This window comes from Butyrivibrio sp. XPD2002 (assembly GCF_000423945.1).
Taxonomy (GTDB): domain Bacteria; phylum Bacillota; class Clostridia; order Lachnospirales; family Lachnospiraceae; genus Butyrivibrio.
The window spans coordinates 95,410-115,632 of sequence record NZ_AUIY01000012.1 but is presented as its reverse complement, the minus strand read 5'-3'; the positions used below and the strand labels follow the sequence as shown (position 1 = coordinate 115,632).

Genomic DNA, 20,223 nt, shown 5'->3' with positions numbered 1-20,223 from the left:
TCTGTATTAAGCATTAATTGCCTTTAGTACATCAATTGTGCGGGTAAGTCCCTTTTTCATATCATATCCGGCTCTCCAGCCAAGCTTCTTAAGCTTCGCAGAATCAAGAATAGCCTTGGTTGCCTTGGAATAGCCTGCTGCCTCTGTAGCATCCGGCAGCTCGAAAATAACCTTTTTACCTGCATAATCAGCAATTATAGCTGCCAGGTCTCTAAGTGTGATATCCGACTCCTCATCAGCGATATTGTAGGCTCCGCCATTTTCACCAAGTAAGAGCACATACAAAAGTCCTGTAACGGCATCTGCCACATAGCTGTATGAAAAGAGCTGTGTGCCCTCGGATTTAAGAACAATATCCTCCGCTGCAACACCCTTTTTAATGAACTGTGAAATAGCCTTGGTATCTGACTGGAGCATTGTGGGACCATAGGTTCTTGAAAGTCTTGGAATAACTATATCCATACCCTTCTGGGAAATATATGACTGACAAAGAGCTTCTCCGGCTCTCTTACCCTCAGGATAGCCTGCTCTTGCAGTATTGCAGTCGATATATCCAAGATAGCTCTCGTCAAAGCGCTCCACATCGCCTCTGTTTTCACCGTAAATCTCAACTGATGAAGCAAAGAGGAATCTCTCTGCTCCTTCGCTTATCTCGAGCATGTTGTTAAGACCGATCAGGTTAGTCATGATAGTTCCGATAGGATCTGTGGAATACTGCATCGGATGCGTATTACTTGCAAGGTGAAGCACATAGTCTGCCTCCACACTCTTTATCTCATCTGAAAAGGGCTTATTAACATCCTGCTGAACCGGAGTTACTGTGCCCGCATCGAATCTTGCTGCAATCTTATCCCTGTTTCTTCCGATGGCATAAACCTTTATTCCAAGGTTCTTCTCCTTATTAAGAGCTGTAAGTGCATCGATAAGGCAGCTTCCTATAAGTCCTGTTGCACCGGATATCAGAAAGCTTTTCCCTGTAAGCTTATCCCAGGGGAGCTCCTGCTTTGTTATATACGTAATATCCTCTATATATGTAGGATTATTCAGTAAACTCATATCTTCTTCCCCATCCTTTTTCTGAGCATTCTCGGAAACCATGCAATCCTTTTAGCAAGCTTATACACCTTGGAATTGATGGTCTTATTGTACTTTTCCTGGAGCTCTCCTTCCATGAATATCATGTATTCCTCGTAGCTGCCCTCAGTGACATGCTTTAATGTCTCATATTTATTCTGCTTATAAATATCTGTAGGCTCTATTTTATCCCAGCCAAGCTTTCCAAAGGCCTCATTCTTGATATAGTCAAAGGACTCTCTGAAATTATCTATGGTGCTGAGGCTTTTCTGACATTTAAGACTGTAAAGATAGCTGTCTACTGCTCTGTTTAAAAAGCTCTTCTTTACCTCGTCATAGACGCCTCTCTCCTCTAAGAACCTCTCCGTCTCCTCGAAGGCCTTAAATACACACATAGGAGATCTTGATTTATCACTGGTGGTGCTTATCTTCTGATTAGTTCTCCAGTAGATAAGCGGATCCTTTATTATCGTTATTCTCTCGGCAAGAGTCATCGCTGACATAGTAAAAAAAGCATCGTTTGCTCTCTCGATGCTTTGAAAGCGAATCCCCTGATCTTTGATAAACCCTGTGCGGAACATCTTATTCCACGGTACATTCGTCGTTATATTAAGGATGTAGTCAGGGTTGATTTTCCTATTATAGGTATTGCCCTTTACAAGGTACTGATAATTATTCTTGTTTCCGAGCACTCTCTTTCCGCTTTTATCATCAACATGAAAAGCGTCACAGATACAGATATCAGCATTCTCTGCCTTACACTTTTTATAAAGCTTCTCCAAAGCTGTTAAAGCAAAAAAATCATCCGAATCCCAGAAAACAATATATTCGCCTTCTGCCCTGTCAAGTCCTGTGTTTCTTGCCTCGCCGGCATTTGAATGCTGATTTTTTATAACAGATATTCTGCTGTCCTTTTTGGCATATTCCTCTGCAACAGAAACAGTATTGTCTGTAGAACCGTCATCAACTACGATTATCTCTATACCACTAAGTGTCTGTGCACAGATAGTATCGAGACATTTTTCGATCTGCTTCTCCGTATTATATGAAGGAACAACAACCGTAACTTTCTTTTCCATACTAATCTCTCAACTTATCAATATCCCTGAGGGTTTCGGGATATTTTTCCTTAAGGAATCCTATTGCTGCTCTGTAAGCTTCATCCTCAGGAACTGTCCCCATCATCTTCCTAAGCTCAGAGGTCTGCTCCTTGATCTCCTTCTCCTTGCGGATTTTGAAATCGGCAGCAAGCTTATCTATTTCAGCCTCTGACTGAGGTACCTTCTGAGTCTGAAGGAACTCCTCATACGCATTACAAAGTCTCTCAACGTCAGATCCAAATGCTATCTGCTTACCATGATCAAGCCAGAGTATCTTGTCGCAAAGCTCTCTTACCTGTGAAATTGAGTGAGATACGAGAATTGCTGTGATACCCTTTTTAAGGATCTCTCTCATCTTGTTACCGCTCTTCTCACGGAAAGCTCCGTCACCTACTGACAAAACCTCATCCAGGATGAGTACGTCCGGATCAACGAGGCAGGCAATAGAGAAAGCCAGTCTGCTTCGCATACCGCTTGATAACTGTTTAAACTGATAGTCCTCGAACTTTTCAAGCTCGGCGAACTGAATGATCTCTTCATATCTCTCATCCATGAAGTCTCTGGTATATCCAAGCATGGCTCCGCGAAGATAAGCATTTTCCTTTACGGTCATATCCTCATCAAAGCCACTTGTAAGCTCCAGAAGAGCTGCAATTGTACCATTAACCTTAATAGAGCCCTCAACCGGGAGAAGGATCTGAGATATAGCCTTGAGAATGGTACTTTTTCCTGCACCATTTGAACCGATGATTCCAAGCATATCTCCCTTCTCAAGCTTGAAGGATATATGTCTGTCAGCCCAAAACTCCTCGACATGATAATTGCCTGTGAGTTTGCGGACAACAAATTCTTTTAATCCGATTGCCTTTAAGTCTCCGGTGATATAGCGGATACTGACATCATTACATTCAATAACTGACATGAAAACTCCTATTATTCCTGAAATTACAGGTAGTAAACAAACTCGTGGTTATATCTCTTGTAAATCCACAAGCCTATTGACAGGTAAAACAGTGCATAAAAAGCACATAATACATGACATTCCAAAGAAGGAATCTGACAATCAATAACTACGGTTCTGATGTACTTTATTACAACATAAACAGGGTTAAGCAAAAATGCTCTCTGTACCATTATGTTATTGAAATCCTCTACATGATAGAAGATAGCTGACAGATATCCCAAAAGTGTCAGGAATACGTCGTACAGATACTGAATATCTCTGAAAAATACATATAATGCTGAAAGGATCATTCCTATTCCAATGTTCATCACAAGAAGTGTTGATATAGGATAGATGATCAGTATCATATGAGGTCCAAAATGTATCTTGTCAAAGAAACAGAATACAAAGAACACTACCAGCGTCAGCAGGAAATTAACAAATGCCGACACATTCTTGGACAGAAGGAACAGGTACTTTGGTACATTTATCTTCTGCAAAATCCTTCTCTCCTTGAAAAGGGAGCTCATACCGTTTTTGGTAGCTTCCTTATAGAAGGACATTATTATATTTCCTGAGAAAAGGTAGGTAGTGTAATAGAGTGAATTCTTACCTCTTCCAAAGAACTGCGTAAATACAACCTTCATTACAAGAAGATGAAGGAGCGGAGATAGAATACTCCACGCCATTCCCAGTATTGTACGCTTATACTTCTGATTAAAGTCTCTCTGCACAAGCTCCTCAAATAAGAACTTGTAGGACTTTGCTGTTCTGATTTTCTTTTTGATTTTTGTACTAATTTTCATAATTCTCTTGTTTTTTAATCACTATTATTGGCATTCTAATCCACTATAATAGCAATTATTCCTCCGATTTACAACCTTCACTACAGCTTCGCATACTTATCAGCTTCTATGACTTCTGCTATCTTCTCAGCCCTGTCATCAAAGGTGTGCTTATTGAGCACCCTCTTTCTTCCAGCCCTGGCAATTCTCATTCTCTCAAATTCATGAGTGAGATAGTAATCAATCTTATCGCTTAAGTCCTTTCTGTCAGTATAGGTCACAAGACATTCACCAAAGGCCTCTTCAAGCCCCGGAACATCATCACTTATTACGAAGGCTCCTGCACACATGGCATCAAAAATTCTGTTGGATATTATGCCATACTCCCTCATGTCATCCCAGTGATCATTAAGAAGTATCCTTGCATTGTGATATACCCCGGCAACCTTGTCGTTATCTATGTAATTGGCAATCACATGCTCCTGAACCTCCGGGAATTTTTCCCAGTGTCTTCCATATACATGAAGGTCATGGTCTGTAGGAAGCACATCTCTTAGTATTTTCCTGAACACTCCTCTGCTGTTTCCCACAAAAAGAAGCTCCGGAGAATAATTGCCTGTAGGAATAACTATATCCTCGCTATAGAGCATAGCTTCAGGATCTGTACACTGCATCAGAACGCTTGAAGGAACGTCTACCTTTTCAGAGAATTTCTGCTTCATGATTTCCGAGGCATAAAAAATGTAATCAGCCTGGTTAAGCTCAGGTGCACTTATATCCGCAGGATGGGATATTGTCCAGTAGATAAGCCTCTGTCCGTCTCCCAGCGCTTTCCTGTAATAGCCTCGTTTTCCTCTGAGTACGATCACTGTTCTGGCTGAGCTCTCTCTGTACCAGTCATCTACCGGCAGGACATTGACTATATATCCCTGTCTCTCAAGAGCTGCACGCAGAGCATAGGAGTAATGATAATCACCCCAGTACTTACCATCCTCATTTCCCGGCATTGAGGCACATATATCTATCTCCATATTATTGAGCTTTGGTCTTTTTCCGGACAGAGCATTTTTTCTCCATCTTCCCGGAAGTACCGGTCTTCCTGTATTATTCGCCTTACGTATCGCCTTATCCCTGAAAACAGAAACAAGACAGCAGTCGCAAAGATAATTATCCTTTCCATAGGCTTTTGACATGAAGCACAGATCAGCAATAGCAAAATCCCAGGAATTACTCTCGTATAATCCGCACAGACCTCCAAGCTTCTTATAAAAATCGGCCCTGATCATTATTATATTTATAGAAGGAATATCTGTTTTTGTGATGCAAAAGCCCTGTTCTCCACTATCTATATCCGCATTTAAAAGCTTACAGGATATTCCGTGTGTCTCTGTATTGTTCTGAAGATACTGAACACCCTTAAATCTTGTTTTATAGGCCTTTCCCTTTCGCATCTGCGGAGAATAGTAGGTAACACCCCCGGCTATTCCGGTGTTCTCATCCCTGACGAAGGCTTCTGCAAGAAAATCCAGCCATCCGTCACAGACGCCATCCACACCGTTTACAAATACCAGATATTCACCCTTTGCCGTCTCTGCATCGGCTGCCATCTCGTATTTAATATTCGTCTTAGCCTTTGCAATACTCTCATCAAACCTTCGTTTTACATCAGCATTGTCAACCGGAAGATATATTACAGAAACAGACATACCGGAAAAATCCTGTATGCCTCTTAGCCTCTCCTGTATTTTCATTTTGTCCCTAGCTCTGGCAGCATACGCCTCCAGGGACAGTATTCCCCTTTTCACCTTTGAAAGCATAAAAAAATATCCTTAATAATGTCCTTTTTTCAAATTCTAATTCAAAGCATAGATATAATCAAATTACTTTGGTAGAATATACTATACTATAAAAACGGTTTGAGGTTAAAATGAACGATCCAAAAATTTCGGTCATAATTCCGATTTACAATGCGGAAAAATATATACGTAAATGTTTGAACAGCATTCTCCTTCAGCGTTTCCCGCTGGAGGTTATTTGTGTTGACGACTGCTCCACGGATTCCACACCGGATATCCTTAAGGAGTATGCCAAAAATCACTCAAATGTAACTGTACTTAGAAATGATAAAAATCTGTACGCCGGTCCTTCAAGAAACCGCGGTCTCGAAGTTGCAAAGGGCGAGTATGTTCACTTCATGGATTCCGATGATTTTGTAATCCCCGGCTCCTACGCAAAGCTCTATAAAAAAGCTGTAGCTAATGACCTTGATATGCTTAAGACCCGCTGCATTGCATTTAATGCCAAAAACGGCTTGCCTCTTAGAAAGCAGTATCGTTTTGCGAGATTCAAATCAGAGCTCTATGATACAATTCTTGATTTCCATAACAGACCCGAGGATCTCTACTGCATAAACGTAGTTCCGTGGAACGGTATATACAAGCGCAGCTTTCTTTTGGAAAAGAACATCAGATTCAACGATCTGTTCTGCGCAAATGACAGATCCTTCTATGTCACAGTCTGCATAAAGGCTAAGCGTGTTATGATCACCAGACCCTCCTTTGTTTTCCACAGAAAGAACAACGGTGATTCCCTTGTAGGAAAAAGAGCTGCTCATTTTGACTGCGACTTAAATTCCTTCAGGCTCTGCGAAGCACTTTGTAACGATAACAATGTAAACGATAAGGTTCGCTTTGAAATCCTTGAGCACGAGCTCAAAAATGTATTCGGCTGGTACAAAATCTTCAACGAAAAAGGTACCGTACTTCCGGAACACAAATTCGCCATAAAGGAGCTCTTCTCCGATGATCTCATTAAATACTTCGAAGCTCAGGGAGAAAAGAGCAAATGGTCAGCCTTTAAAGAACTAATAGGAAACGAATGATTTCGTTTCCTATTTTTTTGCTTTTCTATATTGTATGTTATATATCAGTCATTTAACCTGTAGGCTTTCATATCATGTGTCTTTCTTTTATCCTCGGGAGGAAGCTGCATATAATCCCCGAAAAGATTACACAGATATTCATGCCAATATGAGGTTGCCTTGAAGGTATGTCCTTCGAACTCCACCTCTATGGCCTTTTCATAGGCTTCTCTCGGTATAGCCTCATGGACTCCGTAAAGCCCTTCCGTCACGATTCCCACGTTCTTAGCCTTCTCATAGGGAAAAGCTGTAGAAATAGTGATCAGTTTGTCATTATATCTATCAGTATTTATTATATTTGCAAACAGGAAAAGAAATGGCTTTATCAGCTTCTTTGAAAGACTTTTTCCCTCAAAGGGTCTGATGTGCTTCATCTGCACATACTTTCTATAGGTAGTAACCTTCCTGTAAAGCTCGGCAACCTTGTCCTCATCATCCGGAAGTCCATCCACCGGAAGAAGATCGATCCAAAGGTTGTCATACTCCTCTTCCCTGAAGAAATCGTTATATACCACAGTTCTCTTATCAAGCACCTTGATGAAGGGATATCTGGAGGTTCCATTGTCATAGCAGACAATTTTCAGCCACTCGGGACCATCAAGCTCATCGTTTCTTGCAAGCTCGCAAAGCCTGTTGTACTCAGGTCTTGTCATGCAGATATCAATATCGTCGTCCCAGGGAATAAAGCCCTTATGCCTTACTGCCCCCAGAAGGCTTCCTCCACATAGATAAAAGGTAAGTCCCTTTTTATCACATATCTTCTCAAACTCAAGGAGGATATTAAGCTGTGTATCCTTTATTTCCTGAAGGGAAAGTCTCTTCCCTAAAGTCTCTTTATTTCTCACTTTAACCAGTTGTCCTTATCTGATTTAAGATAAGCCTTGAACATCTCAAGGTCATCCTTGGTGGTAAGCTTGATATTCTTATCGGAACCTGCTGCAAAGTATAGCTTCTCGCCAAGATCAACCATCATTGTGTTGGTGTAGGCACTTCCCTTGATACCGATTCCCTTTTCAAAGGCCTCATGATATGCCCAGTCAAGCTTGCCAAACTTATAAGCCTGAGGTGTAGATACTCTTCTAAGTGTCTCTCTGGGGATATACTTCCTTGTTGTTCCCTCTTCCTCATCGTTTACAACGAAGATCTGCTCGTTATAAGGAAGGGATGTCACTGCATTGCCATGCTTTTTACAAACAACGATTACGTCCGAAAGAACCATCTCGTCCACAAGAGGTCTGATTCCATCGTGGATTATGATAATGTCATCATCCTCAGCCTTGCCCTCAAGGTTAAATACACCGTTTCTTATAGATTCCTGGCCACTCTCGCCGCCGGGAACGATCCACTTAAGCTTTGTTATATTGAACTGCTTCGCATAAGCCCATACCATATCCTGCCAGCCATCGATGCACACAAGCTCGATAGCATCGATCTGAGGGTGCTTCTGGAAGCCCTCAAGTGTATACATAAGAACAGGCTTGTCATATACGTTTATAAACTGCTTCGGAATATCCTGCTGCATGCGGTGGCCAGAACCACCTGCGATTATTATAGCAATATTAGCCATTTTTATTCCTCCCTTTTCCCTCATCCGGCACTTCGTGCCACCTTCCCCCAAGGGGGGAAGGCTTTAGAATATTATTGCCTTCCCCCTCTGGGGGAAGGTGTCGCGTAGCGACGGATGAGGGTCTCTTTATAATATCAAAATTTCAGCTCCACAGCTGAATGAATCTCTCGATCCTCTTCCTTCGGAATCTGCATGTAATTAGGCCCATATAGAATCTCCATATAAGTCTCTGTTCCCTTGGGAATCTTTACATTAACTCCTTCGAATACCGCATCCCGTGCCTTACACATATCCTCGCGATTGTACATCTCGCCAAAATAGTGCTTTCTTCCGCTGGGGATACAAACCTGCTTCGAGTCTTCCAAACCACAGTAAGAATACCAATAAATGACCCTTTTGGCAACTTTATCAAGGCTCTGCCACTTAAAGAGTCTTCCTATCTTCATCTTCTTTGCAAAGGCTTCCTTTAACACCTCATTCACCGACAGATAGGGCTCAAGTGCCTTCCAATCCTCAGCCGTTTTTCTGCAGGTCAGAATATATCCAAGCATAAGGCACCAGGTTCCGTGAAGCTCCCTTTTTAGCTTATTGTCATAGGTGTTTTCCAGAACAAATATATCTATGAAAATTCCGGTATCCTTCATGGTAAGCTCATTAAAGGCCTTGTAGGTAGTTCCCTTTTTCTTTATCTGAACATGGCTCATGCCATAGCCTCTGCCAAACTCAGGTCCGCAGAGTACATATTTATCTCCGAGCTTTTCATCAAAGATGCGCTTTAAATGCTCAAAATCTTTTCTTGGCATATTTATGTCGATGTCATCATCCCAGGGAATAAAGCCCTTATGCCTTATAGCGCCGAGTACAGAGCCGCCGCTTAGTGTATAGAATATGTTCTCTTCGTCAAACACCGCTATGAAATCCTTAAGCATCTCAAGAAGTGTCTGCTGAAGCTCCTTTAGCTGTTCATTATTAAGTTCAAAGGTGCCGGGGGCTCCGCGAAAGCCGGTCTTGAAAAAGTGCCGCTTATCAGCCGCTCCCATAGCCTTATTATTTCCCATTTACCAATTTTCCTTCTTGTTTTGTTTTAGTGTCATATCCCGCATACTTACGGATCATCAATCCTTAAGCACAGTATCAAAATCAGCAACATCGCTGTAAAATCCATCAACACCAAGTGCCATAAAATCCTTTATCTCCTGTGGATCATTGACGGTGTGTGTATAAAGCGGAACGCCGGTAGCTTTGATACTTGCCACAAAATCTTCATTTATGAAGGCTTTCTTTGCTGTCCAGGCCACGAAATCGTGCTTACCTGCTGCCTCCATAAGAGCCTCCGGAGTTCTCTCCTCCTCCTCGGTTCTGTAAAGAGTAAAGATTATGTTATTAAATCCCAGCTCTTCCATGACAGTAGCCTCTTCCTCGTGGTAGACCTGGATTATGAATCTGTCCATAAGATCAGGACAATACTCTGCTATCTGCTTTGCGCCCTCTGCGTTATAGTCCTGTTTGATGTCAGTGACGATGTACATTCCCTCATGGCCCCTTAGAAAATCCACCAGACTTCCAAGCCAGAGGGGTGTGAACTCGTTCTCCATTTTACAGGATAAAGCCTCATCAAGGCTTACCGCATCCTCAAGAGGCGTCCCGTCTTTATATAGCTGCTTCCACGCATGAGCGCAGACGAGCTGGTTATCCTTTGTCATCAAAAAATCCAGCTCGCAAAACTTATTTCCTTTATTATAACAATTTTCTATAGCTTCAACGCTGCTTGTATAGTTATACTCAGTTCCATCAGCGGAATTTATAAAGCCTCCCGCATGAACTATATGCTTTTCTTTTATAAGCTCTTCCCTGACCTTCGCTGTTTCAGCGGTATTCTTTGTTGAATATTCAAAGAATTCATCAACTCTTCCCTTTTTATCAAAGAGATGGTTATACACGATGGATCTGTACTGCTGCAGTCTCTCATAATAAGGAGAGCTCTCGTCATCTGTGTTATAGAAGTTCCCATCTGCACCGATATAACCGTTTGCAGTAAGGATCGGAACCTCCTTCATGGTATCCAGAAGGTACTTACTATAGCCGCTCATCTTCATGCCTGCCGCATCAAGCATAAGCGCCTGAAGATAGTTGATACTGATTCCGCTTTCCTCAGAGTAATCAGCCTCAGGAATATCATAATTCGCCCAGATAACGAACTTTGTGTGGTAGAGGTTTAAAAGCTCCTCTCCCTCAAGGTTATTCTTGTTACCACCTACGAGCTTATTATAAAAGGCATTGCCAACTCCGGGCTCATGATCGCCAAACATCACTATAACTGTGGGCTCATCCACCTTTTCAAAGTACTCAACCAGGTCCTTTAAGGCCTTATCACTCTCATGAATAAGGTTCAGATAATCCTGAACTCCGTCCATGTTAAGCTCTTCATCAGTAATCTTTACTTCATCCGGGACATTTTCCATATCATTTGAAAAAGGTCCGTGATTTTGCATGGTCACATTAAAAACGTAGAAGGGCTCATCACTCTCTGCTTTCGCCTTCTCGTATTCCTCGATAATCCTGCTATAATCCGCGCTGTCCGTGATATGCTTTGACATCATGGGAGTACCTTCAGGAAAATCCTCAGCTGAAATAAACTCATCAAAGCCAAGAATAGGGTATACGTTATTGCGATTATATCCGTTTGGTTTATAGGGATGAAGTGCAATAGCCCTAAAATAGTGATCAAGTAAAAGGTTCCCTGTAAGAGTAGGCATAAACCTCTTTATATAAAGCTGATAGGGAGTAGTTCCTGCGGGCAAAAATGCCATGGAATCTCCAGATAAAAACTCATACTCACTGCTGGCTGTCTGGCCGCCAAAAACAGATACATAGCTCCAGCCCTTAATGGTATTTTCTGTAAGGCTGTCATAAAAGGGCATCACTTCCATGTTTGTAGGAAGATCTCCAACATCCTGAAGGTCAGAAAATGCCTCATTCATAATGGCGATTACGTTGGGCCTTACCTTTTCATCAGATATTGAATCTGAAGGATATTCCGTCATAAGTCCCTTAATGTTATCAGGATCATAGCCCTCAGGCTTATCAACCACCATATTCCTTATGCTTCTGCAGAAGGTAAGCAGTCCTCCCTTTTGTCTGTAGGTCTTAATCGGAATCCATACATGGACGGAAATCCCCTGATTCTCAAGGAAATCAGTAAATGCCACGCATCTTGCAGCACCTGCAAATATCACAATAGCAACGACTGCTACAGCAATTCTCTTCCCTATGCTTATCCTGTTTTCACGCTCAACTTTATAAAAGAGAGCAAATGACAAAGTCGCAAGCAGAAACTGAATCGCCATAAACTGGCATATTTCCATCTCATAGGTGTAATGACCTGCAACGTTAAGGGCTGTTCCTGCAGTAGCTACATCTCCCGCAAGAATAGGAACCTGTCTGTATAAAATTGTAAAATAATTGGCGAGTCCAAAAGAAATAAACAGCAGACCGCTTGTGAAAAACGATATGCCAAGAGATAAGGTTAAAGCAAATATGAACCATATGATCAGAGCATACAGTCCATAATTACCAATAAGAATCTTTTTACCGGCTTCTATGAAACCAAATCCGGTACTTAACGCTTTTTCAGTGAAGTAAAAGCATAACAGCGGATAAATAAGTAGTGCTACAGCAGTTACTGCCTTAGAGGATTTCCATTTCTTCCTTCCCAACGTGAAAGGTGCAGCGACTGAGAATATAAACAGCAGCGCACTTATTAAAATATATCTTTTTCCGGTGAAATCAGTTACGTGCTTGTACGCAATACCTGAAACAATCAATACAAATATTAAATATATTATGCCAAATGCAGCACTTTTTCCTGATTTTCTTTCCACTTTATACTTCTCACTAATTCTCAATGATCAGAAACTGTGATCATATTTCTTATGGAAGAGCTTTGCAGCAAGGAATGCTCCTCCCTTTTTAAACCAGTTGACATTCTCAATGTGTACACATGGAAGCTCCTGAATCTGATACCTCGGGATAGCTCCTGTTGTAACCTGGTAATCAAGCCACACATTGAATATGAGTTCCGCAATTCTACCTATATATCTGCCCTGATAAGCACTGAGATTGTTCTCGGGATATCTGATCTCAACCTCATTAAGGATCTTGAACAGCCACTCGCAATACTTATCCAGTATGTCCTTACGCATTATCATCATATTAAACATATGACCTGAAGTCTGAGTCATTACTCTCTCGAAGGACTCCATATATTCAGGACAAAGGTCCTTAATTACCTTGCCGGTCTCATCCAGCTGCTCCACGTAATGTGTATGAGCATAGTGTGATTGAAGAGTTTCTATATAATACTTCCTCTTCTTGGGAACTATGATACAGTTCTTCTCAAGAAGTCTCTTAACTTCCTCACCGCCAATAATCTTATTGAACGGATCATCCTCTCCCCTTGCCTCAGGTGAAGCAAAATATCTTCTATAATGTACGAGACCTATATAATCTGCCTTAAGATTCTTCCAAGCCCAGTAGAGACCTGTCAGCTCACAATAGCTGCTGTTCTTCTCAGAAATGTTCTCTCCCGTGTTATCCTTCTCATAAGGTGTATTCGCGGCCTTCTTATTAACCGCACCCACCTGCAAAGGCATATAGACCGGATCATCAGGCATTCTGTATTTTTTTGTGGTCGCAATAATGATCTTAATATCAGGCATTCGCCAGTTCCTTTTCTTACTATAATCAATACCTAAATGACTATTTTAGCGCACTTTGCCATCTTTGTCCATGAGCACCCATCCAGCCCAATAATCATGCATGATTTCGGGATCTACTGGTTGGTTGTTTCTCATGGTAAGTGTTCTTACAAGCTTCTTATCCTTCCTGCGGTTCAGCCTTGCTCCCCAGAATGAAAATGTCGAATTTGCACAGATATTTCCCATGCAGTGACTCATGAGCTGAATATCCAGAAGCGAATACTTACCCGTGTTGTGATCCACAATTGTGTATCTCTCCGGGTCAGCATATTTTTGGCGTGCATACTCAGGGTCATTTGTAAAAATATAAAAATGTGTATCAGGATCCAAAGCTCTGAAGTAGTCCATGGCTCCTTCATAGTACTCATCAGTTGCAATATTTCCAAAAAGCGCAGCATTCTCAGGATCGAGGTAATCTCCTCTTCTTATATGAACGCTGACACTTGGACGAAGCTCCATCTCGTTCATAAGATCCATATTCCTGACGTTTATATCCGTATCAGGATGCGTAGGAAATATGAAAAGCTCTCTAAGCTCATCCATAATATCATCGTAGTATTTCTGGCAGGCAAAATATCCTTCAATATACTTATCCTGCAGGCTGAAAATCTCCGGATGATACATGCCACTCTCAGTAAACCTTTTGCTTGCGGCAGGCATAACCTTCTCAAAAACTTTTCTTGCTATGCTTCTGTCAAGAAAATACGCTCTCTCCTCGGCTGTGCACACAGGAAGAGGGAGATTCTGAAAATATGAAAGCTCCAGCTCTCGCTTAGCAAGAACACCGTCCTGAGTTTTTTTATCAAACCAGCTTGTATCAAGCTTTATATCTTTATCTGCGCCGGCTCTCAGCAGCTTCCTGTACATGGCATACTGCTGCATCTGGTTTCCCAGGCCTCCGGCTATCTGTATTATCAGCATTAAACAAGCTCCTTTATATAACGCGCATTATCTGCCGCACGCTTACTGTATTCAGGCATTATCTCCTGAAGTCTCTCTCTTATTCCGTCCTCATTCTTAAGAATAAAATCAAAGGCCTCTACAAGATCCTTATCAGAAGTCAGCTTCTGAACAGGCACAACATAGTTTTCATCGGTTCCAAAAAGATCAGTTGCAATTCCCCTGGATTTTACAGAATATCCAAGCACAAGTGTCGGAACGCAGGTGGAATATGCAGCTATGGTGGAATGTGTTCTTGCACCTATAAAAATTCTGCACTCACTTATAAGTCCCTTTAATTCCTCAGCGGAAGCATCCTCTGCAAGAATAACCCTTCCGGTATCCTTAAACTCCTCATAGAGCTGTGTGAGCGGCTGTCTGTCGTCATTACTCTTCCAAACCACATGAGGCACAAGTAAAACCTTTGATCCCTCAATATCATTTAATATATGTCTTATCAGATTCCTGTAATTCTCCATGGTGATTCCGGGAGAAGCTTCCTTTCCCTGAACCATGGGACTGACATTAAGTCCTATAGTATTTCCTTTTACAAAACCTTCAGGGAGACTTCCCTTCTTAACAGGAAGCATAAACGCCGGATCAGGACAGAGCTTAACCTTATCCTCCGGGATTCCTCCATCTATCATTCCCTTGTAGGAAATAGATTCCCTTACTGTTATGAGATCAAACTTCAAAAGGTCATCCTTTAAATCCTTCACCGTATCCGGCTCAACTGAGCATCCCATAAGGATGGATGACATCCCCTTTTCAAGAAAAGCTTCGTGAGCAAGCTTAAGATCATTAACCATCTCTGGATAACAATAGTTATCTCCTCCTATGGAAACAGCTATGGGATTCTTATACTGTGATGCCTTCTTCAGAACATCCTTAAACTGGTACCTCAAGAAGGATACCGCATCACCCGTTACCTTTCTATAGGCATAATACATAACATGAGGTATCAGATCCTCAGCTATATGTCTCTCTTCGATTATGCTGCATTGCCCCTTCGATACTCTGTCTCCAAGACCATACTTCATATCCTGTTCTTTATTATTTGTAATAATTACAGGCGGTATATAATTTTCATTCCTGCACTCTTCCGTAAGGGCTTCAAGAGTAGCATCCGCTATTGCTTCGCACCCGTGATTGCCACTGCCTGCGTGCATATAGAATAATAACTGTCTTTCCATAAACTTTTTCCTTATTACTCCTCAGTATCAGGATCAACTCCCAAAACTGTTTTAAATCCGTAATACTCCGCGATCATCATATTGTTCCAATTGGTCCAGTCGTCTGAGACATCACAGGTATAGGCAGATGTATATTTCGTATAAAACTGATCACTCAGCATGGGGATTTCAACATCCTCCTCCCCTTTAGCTGCCTGCTCTTCAAGGTAACTGTACCTGTTCTGCTCCTCTCTATATATTCTTGCCAGATTGGCACCGCTCTCAATATAGGTAAACAGCATGTAAATTGCCATAGCGACTACTGTACCATATTTAACAGTCTGCAGCAAAACGGTTTTTTCTGATTTATCAGCATTACCATCGGCTACTGTATTATCCGCCTCTCCGGTACTGATCCTGCAATATCCCTGTACTATAGCCACTATAAGGAATATTCCTGCACCAAAGAACGCTCTCTCCTGAGGTGTCACTGTAAGGATAAGGCTGTAGGATGTAGCAAAAAAGATGAATACAAAAAGTATCATCGCCTTTAAATCCTTAAAAACTTTTCCCTGCAGCTTAAGAAGCAAAAACAAAACAGCAATTATTATAAGAAGAACCATAAACTCTTCTTTGAGAACCAATGTTATTTTAAGAAATCTGGCTGCCATTCCAAGAAGGCCCGTATGTGCTTCCTCCATATACTGACTTCTGATCGCATTACCGGGAGCCAGAACCATAAATCCAAGTCCCACAGCTGTTCCAGCCATAGCTGATATAGCAAAGGCATAGAGCTTCTTATAATAAACAGCGACAATTATCATAAGAAGAAGCAGACCACCGCTGGTATTCTCATTACACCATCCGGATACTACTCCAAGAAGAAACATCCCAATGCAGGAGAGAGCTTTCTTCGACTTATCCTCACCACCCTCTGCCTGGCACTTATCATAAACATTTCTGTAAACAGTCACCATAGCCATAACAATTGTTGTTGTAAACAGATAGTTACATGCTCCTGTCTCCCATAAAATTGTCTGACCAAAGGATACTGCAAAAAGCCATATAAGAAGAACTCCCAAAAGATATGCACCGACATCATATCGAATGTTACTGTTCGCATTACGATATATGAGCAGTGTCAGCGCCGTAAACACCGCTGCCGCCACAATATTAAAGAACACTCTTCCGCCCAGCGTATGCATATCTATATACATAAAAATCCTAAGCATAAGATGAGCCACAGAGCGCCCCGTCCAGGTCATATACTGGTGATGCTCCTGAGCAAAAAGTCCCAAAAAGCTTCCTGCCTCCTGAACCTGTTTACCATAACTCATGTCATCCATAAGCATCGGTGTCAGCATCTCGTATATCAGAATTGTCACAAAGCACACTATAACTGATATTATAAACAGTCTTTTTCTTGTGTTCTCTTCTCTAATCATATCTTCTTCCATTGTCCATACAGTTTCATATACAGGTCAGGGCTTACGCTGAATAATGTTATCTTAATCTTATAGCCTGTTGATAATCTGCCATAACATCCCCTAACTGCTCTTGCCTTATTTATCATAGCTTTAGCCCTTGCTACGACCTCCTCTTTCATCGCAAGAGTAACTGTCATGCCTTTATTGTCTCTCATATTAAGGGTTTTAGCAAATTTCGACACCACTAAAAGCGCAGCCATAACCCTTATCGCTGCGAATTTTATAGAAGCCCTTTCTGAAAGACCGAGATCAAGCTCTGAAAGCTCCTTATCTGCCATCTCCCAACAGGTTATCTGGTCCAGATATGAGGGCTTAAAAGCCTTAAGCATTGCACCGCTGTCATTGAAGTTATACTTATAACCGCCACCTGTTATAAGACTTATGCAGGCTTTATCATCTATCTTCTTCAATACCTCCAGGAGAAACAGCATATCCTCGCCTATCGTTATATTTTCAGGGAATCTCACAACCTTTCCACCCTCAAAAATAAGCTCTCTCTTAAACAGCTTACCCCAAACATGGGTGTCCTCACTTAAAATACCATCCTCTATGTATCTGCGCCCGGTAATAATATCATTTGTTACTATCTTTCCATCCATTATTATAAGGTCCGCATTGGTCTTTAAGGCATTCTTAAGAAGGTCCGATATATATGTATCTCCCAGCAGATCATCAGCATCAACAAAAGCGATATACCTTCCGCCAGAATTCTCCAGTCCCAAATTCCTGGCTTTAGATACACCGCCATTTTTTACATGTAACACTTTAACAATATCGCTGGTTTCGCTAAGTCTGTCGCAGATAGATGCCGTTTTATCGGTAGACCCGTCATCTATAATGATGATCTCCATAATACCGCTGTAATCCTTAGCTGCATTACTTATTTCATATGATATCACCTGTGAGCATACTGAATTCACACAGTCTTCTATCGAGTCCTGTGCCTGATAAGCCGGTATGATAATGCTGACCATAGGTCTTGTCATGGCCTTATCCATCAGTTTGCCCCCGCCGTAACTTTGTCATACATCTTTATAATAAATCTGATCGCAATAATAACAGGTATAATCGGATGTTTCATTCCATAATATACCAATCGATTGGATTTCTCTGAAACAGTTACAGGTGTTTTTCTTATTACTTCTGCAATCTCATCTGATTTAAAAACGTCTTTAATATGTGCAGTTGCTCCAGGATCATTAGCACGAAGTCCGTTCTTCATTACCAGAAAAAGGAGTCTCACATATTCCTTGTCCATCTGCTCCTGGGCATTGGATACTCCCTTATCCTTCATAATGCCCAGAAAAGTATGATAATCAAGCTTTATGTTATCCAAAAGGCGCTTATCATAGCCGTGGGCCATGGACTCTCCAATGGTTCTGTAGTGATAAAAGAATCCATCTTCAAGTATTGTCAGCCTATCCGCATCAAGAAGACACGGAAGAATAATATTTACGTCCTCTGCCATCCTGATACTGTAATCAAGATAATGCATGTTATCCAATATGAGCTGACGGGTTATCAGCTTCATACATCTGGACATTATCACAGGTCTTGTCTCTTCGCCAAGGAGTCTCGTTCTAAGCTCAGAAAGCTTTTCCTTTTCATAGACTCCGGGCGCTGCTCCGTGAGAGGCCTTTCTCTTTTCGTTCTTCTTCTCAATAATATAATTGCTGCTGACGATTTCCTTTATATCAGGGTCAGGTGATGCGTACTTTAAAAGCTCCTCTACCATTTCCGTATCTACCCAGTCATCGCCATCGATAAAAAGGGCATATCTGCCCTCTGCTGCCTTTACCCCTGCACTCCACGCAGACATAAGACCGCCGTTCTCCTTGTGAATCACTCTGATTCGTGAATCCTTCTTTGCGTACTCATCGCAGAGCTCACCACTGCCATCAGTTGCTCCGTCATCCACAAGGATTATCTCTATATCTTTATAGGTTTGTCCAAGCACGCTTCTCATACAATCATCAAAATACTGCTTGATATTATATACAGTTATGATAACGCTGACTATTTTTTCTGGCATATAAGAGCTCCTTCTTAGCGTGCGCCTCTTCCAAATAACACAACGCCTACAGTTTTAACAAGAATCTTAATATCCAGCCACAAGGACCAGTTATCTATATACTGAAGATCAAGCTTAACTACATCGTCGAAATCTTCTATATCACTTCTTCCGCTGATCTGCCACATTCCTGTAAGTCCGGGAGTCATGCTGATTCTTCTGCGGTAATACTGATTGTACTTCTCAAACTCATCCTCGGTGGGTGGTCTTGTTCCAACAAGGCTCATATCGCCCTTAAAAATGTTGAGGAACTGTGGAAGCTCATCAATACTTGTCTTTCTGATGAAGGCGCCAACCTTGGTAATTCTGGGATCATCCTTCATCTTGAACATGAGACCGTTCATCTCATTCTGATCAGCAAGCTCCTGCTTTACCTTCTCAGCATCGGTTCTCATACTTCTAAACTTATATATCTTGAAACGTCTTCCGTTTCTTCCGATACGAACCTGTGAGAAGAACACGGGTCCGGGAGAATCAAGCTTGATCGCCAGTGCAACGAAGGGTGTGAAAATTGCAGTAATCACAAGTCCCACAAAGCCTCCGATAATATCCATAAATCTCTTAAGTATAAGCGCTCTGTATCTCTCTGTTCCGTGAATATATGAGATAACTGAATAGGTAGCAAGGTTACCAACTGAAGTACTTCCTGCAATATTGGGCAGCTCTACGCAGTAGTGAACCGTAACACCCATGTCACCAAAGGCTGCAATCGTCTCATTAAGTGAATTCTGACTGATATTGGGTGTGTAAATAAAGATCTCATCCACAGGGTAGGAAGTAACTGTATCTATCAGGTTGTCCCTGTTCGCGATTATGTTGACACCTCTGATTTCCTCACCAGTCATATCCTCGTCAAGACATACTGCTCCCTCAATGGAGTAGTTGATCTCAAGTCTGTGCTGGAGATGTCTTATGGTAGGCATCATAATCTCTTTTTCGGAAACAACAAGAAGCTTGATGGCAGTATCTCCGCTCTCCCAGTACTTTTTAAGAACGAGCTTAACAAGCTGATGAAATACAAGCATCAGAATCACATCAAAAATAATGAAATAGAGCATTACCAGACGTGAAAACTGCTCAGCAAGCTTAAGAACATACGCAATGGCAATTGTTCCAAGAATAAGGACAACCTCAAACTTTACTACAGCAGTCCCTTCCTTCCAGATAGTTCTCTTTAAAAAACCTCTGTTGGCATCAATTGCGAATGTATAGACCGTGCAGATAAGCGCCATAAGAATGCATATAATAAAATGCATGGTCTTATCCTGCATGTCTCTGAAATTCCAGAATCTAATATAGGTAGCAAGAACAAATGATATCACTATTGCCAGAATATCAACTGCCCAAACCACATAGTTAACCAGATATTTTGTCTTTCCCTGCACTACTTTTTCCTTCCTCCTCTATG

Annotated in this window: 17 protein-coding genes; 1 reads left to right on the top strand and 16 read right to left on the bottom strand. The window is 41.6% G+C overall.

From position 1 onward, the window contains the following. Positions 1 to 6: 6 nt before the first annotated feature. The 5 genes from G587_RS0107570 to G587_RS0107550 all read right to left on the bottom strand — a co-directional run bounded on the left by G587_RS0107570 (position 7) and on the right by G587_RS0107550 (position 5,719). Entirely contained in the window at positions 7 to 1,056 is a 1,050-nt protein-coding gene (locus G587_RS0107570; RefSeq protein WP_026491756.1) for an NAD-dependent epimerase/dehydratase family protein, read from the bottom strand. Then, entirely contained in the window at positions 1,053 to 2,153 is a 1,101-nt protein-coding gene (locus G587_RS0107565) for a glycosyltransferase family 2 protein (protein ID WP_026491755.1), read from the bottom strand. Before G587_RS0107565 ends, G587_RS0107570 begins: the two co-directional genes overlap by 4 nt. Position 2,154: 1 nt before the next feature. Next, positions 2,155 to 3,096, bottom strand: coding sequence for an ABC transporter ATP-binding protein (locus tag G587_RS21800; protein WP_081673397.1), 942 nt, complete (start codon positions 3,094 to 3,096; stop codon positions 2,155 to 2,157). Between the two features lie 23 nt (positions 3,097 to 3,119). Next, the gene (locus tag G587_RS0107555) at positions 3,120 to 3,923 is read right to left on the bottom strand and encodes an ABC transporter permease (RefSeq protein WP_051200879.1); all 804 of its coding nucleotides are present in this window, start codon (positions 3,921 to 3,923) and stop codon (positions 3,120 to 3,122) included. An 80-nt stretch (positions 3,924 to 4,003) separates the two neighbouring features. After that, positions 4,004 to 5,719, bottom strand: coding sequence for a CgeB family protein (locus G587_RS0107550; protein ID WP_026491753.1), 1,716 nt, complete (start codon positions 5,717 to 5,719; stop codon positions 4,004 to 4,006). A gap of 110 nt (positions 5,720 to 5,829) precedes the next feature. Between G587_RS0107550 and G587_RS24290 the strand changes: the two genes are divergently transcribed. After that, positions 5,830 to 6,783, top strand: a complete 954-nt coding sequence (locus G587_RS24290; protein ID WP_051200878.1) for a glycosyltransferase family 2 protein — start codon at positions 5,830 to 5,832, stop codon at positions 6,781 to 6,783. A 44-nt stretch (positions 6,784 to 6,827) separates the two neighbouring features. Here the strand turns inward: G587_RS24290 and G587_RS0107540 are convergent, their stop codons facing one another. The 11 genes from G587_RS0107540 to G587_RS0107490 form a co-directional block, all read right to left on the bottom strand. Next, a complete protein-coding gene (locus G587_RS0107540) occupies positions 6,828 to 7,667 on the bottom strand; it encodes a LicD family protein (RefSeq protein WP_026491752.1) in 840 nt (279 codons plus the stop codon). After that, entirely contained in the window at positions 7,664 to 8,389 is a 726-nt protein-coding gene (locus G587_RS0107535; RefSeq protein WP_026491751.1) for an IspD/TarI family cytidylyltransferase, read from the bottom strand. Before G587_RS0107535 ends, G587_RS0107540 begins: the two co-directional genes overlap by 4 nt. Positions 8,390 to 8,523: 134 nt before the next feature. After that, entirely contained in the window at positions 8,524 to 9,447 is a 924-nt protein-coding gene (locus G587_RS21790; RefSeq protein ID WP_051200877.1) for a LicD family protein, read from the bottom strand. 57 nt (positions 9,448 to 9,504) lie between these two features. Next, positions 9,505 to 12,270 carry a sulfatase-like hydrolase/transferase gene (locus G587_RS24285; protein WP_051200876.1) on the bottom strand — a complete coding sequence of 922 codons (2,766 nt, stop codon included), beginning with the start codon at positions 12,268 to 12,270 and terminating at the stop codon, positions 9,505 to 9,507. Positions 12,271 to 12,297: 27 nt separating this feature from the next. Beyond that, entirely contained in the window at positions 12,298 to 13,107 is an 810-nt protein-coding gene (locus tag G587_RS0107520; protein WP_026491750.1) for a DUF4422 domain-containing protein, read from the bottom strand. A 45-nt stretch (positions 13,108 to 13,152) separates the two neighbouring features. Beyond that, entirely contained in the window at positions 13,153 to 14,067 is a 915-nt protein-coding gene (locus G587_RS0107515) for an alpha-1,2-fucosyltransferase (RefSeq protein ID WP_026491749.1), read from the bottom strand. Beyond that, positions 14,067 to 15,278 (bottom strand): polysaccharide pyruvyl transferase family protein, encoded by a 1,212-nt coding sequence (locus G587_RS0107510; protein WP_026491748.1) that lies wholly within the window; start codon positions 15,276 to 15,278, stop codon positions 14,067 to 14,069. The genes G587_RS0107515 and G587_RS0107510 overlap by 1 nt, the downstream gene beginning before the upstream one ends. Positions 15,279 to 15,292: 14 nt before the next feature. Then, positions 15,293 to 16,702: a DUF3329 domain-containing protein gene (locus G587_RS0107505; RefSeq protein ID WP_026491747.1), complete on the bottom strand. Its 1,410-nt coding sequence runs from the start codon at positions 16,700 to 16,702 to the stop codon at positions 15,293 to 15,295. After that, entirely contained in the window at positions 16,699 to 17,742 is a 1,044-nt protein-coding gene (locus G587_RS0107500) for a glycosyltransferase family 2 protein (RefSeq protein ID WP_026491746.1), read from the bottom strand. Before G587_RS0107500 ends, G587_RS0107505 begins: the two co-directional genes overlap by 4 nt. Then, positions 17,742 to 18,776, bottom strand: a complete 1,035-nt coding sequence (locus G587_RS0107495; RefSeq protein ID WP_026491745.1) for a glycosyltransferase family 2 protein — start codon at positions 18,774 to 18,776, stop codon at positions 17,742 to 17,744. Before G587_RS0107495 ends, G587_RS0107500 begins: the two co-directional genes overlap by 1 nt. Positions 18,777 to 18,790: 14 nt before the next feature. Beyond that, a complete protein-coding gene (locus G587_RS0107490; protein ID WP_026491744.1) occupies positions 18,791 to 20,200 on the bottom strand; it encodes a sugar transferase in 1,410 nt (469 codons plus the stop codon). Positions 20,201 to 20,223: the final 23 nt, after the last annotated feature.